Source organism: Bifidobacterium sp. UBA744, from assembly GCA_002298605.1.
In the GTDB taxonomy this organism is placed as follows: domain Bacteria; phylum Actinomycetota; class Actinomycetes; order Actinomycetales; family Bifidobacteriaceae; genus Bifidobacterium.
Genome location: DBKS01000027.1, coordinates 63,699 through 68,097, shown reverse-complemented (window position 1 = coordinate 68,097; position 4,399 = coordinate 63,699). Strand labels below are relative to the sequence as shown.

Genomic DNA, 4,399 nt, shown 5'->3' with positions numbered 1-4,399 from the left:
CTGGCCATGCGCTGCACGCCAAGCGCCAGCACCACCGTCAGAATGGCGGCCAGCCCCTCGGGCACGGCCGCCACGGCGAGGGAGACGGCCAGCAGCAGCGAATCGATCACATCCTGCAGGGAATGGAAGCCGCTCATCACGGCAAGCGCCACCAGCACCAGCACGGCGATGACGCATACGGCGACGCCCAGAATCTTGGCGACGCGGTCCATTTCCTTCTGCAGCGGGGAATCGTCGTCTTCGGTGGCGGACAGCATGTCGGCGATTTTGCCGACCTGCGTGCCCATGCCGGTTTCGGTGACGATGGCCCGGCCGGTGCCCTGCGTAACGGAAGTGCCGTTGAAGATCATGTTGGCGCGGTCGCCCAGCGCCTTGGCCTCGGCCAGCGTATCGGGCTTTTTGCCAACCGGCACGGATTCGCCGGTCAGCGAGGCTTCGGCGACGCGCAGCGACGCCGCTTGAAACAGACGGCCGTCGGCGGAGACGGAATCGCCTTCAGCCAGCACGATCACATCGCCCGGCACCACATCCACGGTGTTGATGCGCACAATGGCACCGTCTCGCAGCACGCTGGTCTGCGGGGCCGCCATCTTGCTCAACGCGTCAACGGCCTGCTCCGCTTTGGCCTCCTGAATATAGCCAAGCACGGCATTCAGAATCAGAATGAGCACGATGACGATGGCGTCGAACGGCAGCGCCTCGCCGCCGGTACCGTGCGCGCGCTCAATGAACCAGGCAACCAGTGAAATCGCGGTTGCCACAAGCAACAGGTAGACCAGCGGATCCTGGAACTGCTGCAGGAACTTCCTCCATGCGGGCACGGGCGGCGCGCCGGCCAGCCGATTAGGCCCGAATTCCTCAAGACGCCGCCTGGCCTCGGCCGAACTCAATCCGGCGTTCGGATCGACATGCAGGGCCCGGGCCACTGCGGTCGCATCGGTCAGCGACGGGTCCGTGTCTGTGGGCAAAGCCTGTTTGGTGGCCGGTGTAGTGGACTGATCCAAGGCTTCAGTAGCCATGATCTCATTGCTCCTCGGTCAGCCGCGGAGTAGTCAACGCGTGCGGACGGTTTCATTGCCGTATCGCTCACGTTGCGCGGTTGCGTGTGCGCCGGCGGAACCTTGCCGACGTCTCACTCATTATTGCATATCCGTTGCATACCCGGCGTCCGCCCACGGCAAACACCGTCGCCGCGCATGGTGGAATTGCGCGATTGGGGCGGGGTGCTGGGACAATGGACCATATGGCTATGAAAAAAGGACCGACCAAAGGGTCGGGTGGCAAACATCGCAACGCGCTGAGGGGCAAGGGCCCCACCCCGAAAGCGGAGGATCGCGTCTATCACAAGGCGTTCAGGGCCAAGAAAGTGGCGGACCGGCGCAAGGCGGCCGATCCGAGACTGGCGGCCCGTCGTCGCGCGGCCAAGTTCACTTCCGATTCCGACGAGCTGGTATACGGCCGCAACTCGGTGCTCGAGGCACTGCGCGTAGGCGTGCCGAGCTTGCAGCTGTACATTGCGGCCCGCATCGAGCATGACGACCGCACCCGCGAGATCGTGAAGCTCGCCGGCTCCCAAGGACTGCACCTGCTGGAGGCGGACCGCCTGGAAATGGATCGCATCGCACGATCCGGCAACCATCAGGGCGTGATTCTGAAGGTCCGTCCGTTCGAATACACACCGCTCAACCAATTGGTGGATCAGGCCGATCGCAAGGCACGTGCCATGGAGGGCGCGGGCCAGGCGGCGCGCGTCAAGGCCCGTCCGCTGTTCATTGCGCTTGACGGCGTGACCGATCCGCAGAACCTCGGCGCCGTGATCCGTTCGGCGGCGGCGTTCGGCGCCAATGGCGTGATCCTGCCCGAGCGGCGTTCCGCGTCGGTAACCGCCGCAGCCTGGAAGGTGTCCGCCGGAGCTGCGGCCCATATGCCGGTGGCTCGCGTGGTCAACCTCACGAAGGCCATCCAGTCGCTGCATGAGCGCGGCTACTACGCGGTCGGCCTTGACGGCGGCGGCGACGCGCTGGTCGGCGAAACCGGCTTCGAAACCGACCCACTGGTGGTGGTGCTTGGTTCCGAGGGGAAGGGGCTGAGCCGTTTGGTGCGCGAGCAATGCGATGCGATCGCCGGCATTCCGATCAGTTCGATGGTCGAGTCGCTCAACGCCTCGGTGGCCGCGGGCATCAGCCTGTACGCCGTGGCCACTGCCCGAGCCGCAACCAAATAAGGCTTGAACAAGGCTTGGACAAGGCCTGAACCTTCGCAGCATACGACGCCGGGACTGGAACCCATTGGAACGGTTCCAACCCCGGCTTCATTGTCGTTCGACCACTGGCGGCGGGCAACGGCGTCCGGACGTCACAAGACTCCGGACGCCACAGAACCCCCAGTCACCGCAGGGACGATCAGTGGCTCCACACGGCGGCATCCGGATCATCGTCGGGATTGTAGCCGTCGTCCGAATCGTCGTATGCGGATTCGTCGTCGATCACGCCGGCATCCGCTTCGTCGTTCAGCTGCTCCATCGTCTTCGAATCGATCTTGTAATCCGGCAGCACGTTGGTGATGTAGCTTTCCACCGCCTCGGCCATCGGCACGTCATGCCCGGCCTTTTCCGCAAGAAACCAACGATGATCCAGCACCTCGTGGAAGAACTGCGCGGGCTCAATGGCGGAACGGTACTCCTTCGGAATCATGCGCACGGTGGGTTCGAAGACCTCGCGCATCCAGTCGGTGGCGACGATCTCCAATTCCTCACCCTCACGCCATGTTGACGCACGGTAGGCGTCGAGATCGTTCAGCAGGCGGCGCGCCTGATTCTCCTGCACGTCCAGGCCGGTGAGCCGCAGCAGTTTGCGATTCGCATACCCGGCGTCCACCACGCGCGGACGCACCAGAACACGCTTGCCGTCCTCGGCGGTTTTCATCTCGAGCTCATCCACGTCGAATCCAAGCTCATTGAGCTTATTGACGCGCTTCTCGATCTTCCACATCTCATCCGGTCCGAATTTCTCGGTGTCGGTAAGCGCGCTCCACAGCGAATGGTAGCGCTCGGCCAGGCGGTTGCCCACCTCGACCTCGTCCACATCGTCCGGCAGCAGCTTGCCGGAGCTCAGATCCATGAGTTCGCCAATGATGTTGGTGCGTGCCAGATCAATATCGTATTCACGCTGTCCCTCGGTAAGCGACACATGGAGATCACCGGTTTCCGCATCCACCAGGAAGGCGGTGAACGCGTCGGCGTCACGCAGGAAGAGCACGTTCGACAGCGACACATCACCCCAGTAGAATCCGGCCAGATGCAAGCGGACCATCAGCACGGCCAATGCGTCGATCAGCCGCTCGGCGGTGTCGGGACGCAGGTTGCGGGCGAACAGCGCGCGGTACGGCAGCGAGAACTTGAGATGCTTGGTGACGAGAATCGCCTCAAGGCGTTCACCCTCACGATTATGGCGTCCGGTAACCACCGCGATGGGCTGCACACACGGCAGCTCCAGTTTCTCCAAGCGCCGCAACAGCTCGTATTCGCGTTCGGCGACACTGCGCGTGATCTCCTTCATGGCGTACACATCATTGCCCACATGCACAAAACGCACCACATGCCGGGAAATGCCTCGCGGCAGGTTGGCGAGCAGTTCCTTGGGCCATGTGGCGAGCGGCTGCTCCCACGGCAAGGTGAACATTTTTGGATTGGAACTGGCCGCGGTAATGGTCAGTGCCGTTGGTTCGGCGGCGCCGGCCGCTTCGTCCTCGACTTTGACGGACGTGGCCTTGGCCGCGCGCGGATCCAGAAGATTGAGATCGGTTCCTGGTGTCATCATGCTTCCCAATGTACTCGAAGGGTTATCCCATATAAATAGGAAAGCCCCGCACCTGCAATGGTGCGGGGCCACTTTTACGAGGCGGATAGAGAGGAAAAGAATCGCCTCGAAAAGCCCTTAGTTCAGACGCAGCTCGGTCGACGGAGCGAAGAGGTGCATCTTGGCCGGATCAATGTGAATCTTCACAGTGGAGCCGACCTGCGGCAGCTGACGCGGAGGAACACGCACGGTGGTCATCTTGTTCTGATCGGACATGAGGGTGTTCTCAGCCGGGTCGTTCTCATCGGTGATGATGTGGCCGTAAATGTAGCCGTCGGAACCCAGATCCTCGACGTTGGCGACCTTCAGGGAGAAGGCGTCGGTGTCGGTGGAGGAAGCCAGGGTGGCGTCCTCGGGACGGAAGCCGACGACGATCTTGCCGTCATCTTCCGCAGTCAGCTTGGCGACGGCGTCGGCCGGCAGGGCAATGGTGTCCTCGCCGATCTTGGCGTGGCCGTTGACCACCGGATGGGTGTTGATGTTCATCGACGGGGAGCCGATGAAGCCGGCGACGAAGACATTGGCCGGACGATCGTACAGCT

Annotated in this window: 3 protein-coding genes and 1 pseudogene; 1 reads left to right on the top strand and 3 read right to left on the bottom strand. The window is 62.8% G+C overall.

Going from position 1 to position 4,399, the window contains the following annotated elements:
* A partial coding sequence (locus B2994_RS03080) for an HAD-IC family P-type ATPase (protein ID WP_291526916.1) occupies positions 1 to 1,019 on the bottom strand: 1,019 nt, incomplete at its 3' end.
* A gap of 224 nt (positions 1,020 to 1,243) precedes the next feature.
* Here B2994_RS03080 and rlmB point away from each other — a divergent pair.
* Positions 1,244 to 2,224: a 23S rRNA (guanosine(2251)-2'-O)-methyltransferase RlmB gene (rlmB, locus tag B2994_RS03075; protein ID WP_291526915.1), complete on the top strand. Its 981-nt coding sequence runs from the start codon at positions 1,244 to 1,246 to the stop codon at positions 2,222 to 2,224.
* Positions 2,225 to 2,402: 178 nt separating this feature from the next.
* On the opposite strand, the gene B2994_RS03070 is transcribed toward rlmB, so the two are convergent.
* Positions 2,403 to 3,815, bottom strand: a complete 1,413-nt coding sequence (locus B2994_RS03070) for a DUF4032 domain-containing protein (protein ID WP_291526929.1) — start codon at positions 3,813 to 3,815, stop codon at positions 2,403 to 2,405.
* Between the two features lie 120 nt (positions 3,816 to 3,935).
* Positions 3,936 to 4,399 (bottom strand): annotated as a pseudogene (locus B2994_RS03065) (sugar ABC transporter ATP-binding protein); the annotation flags it as partial.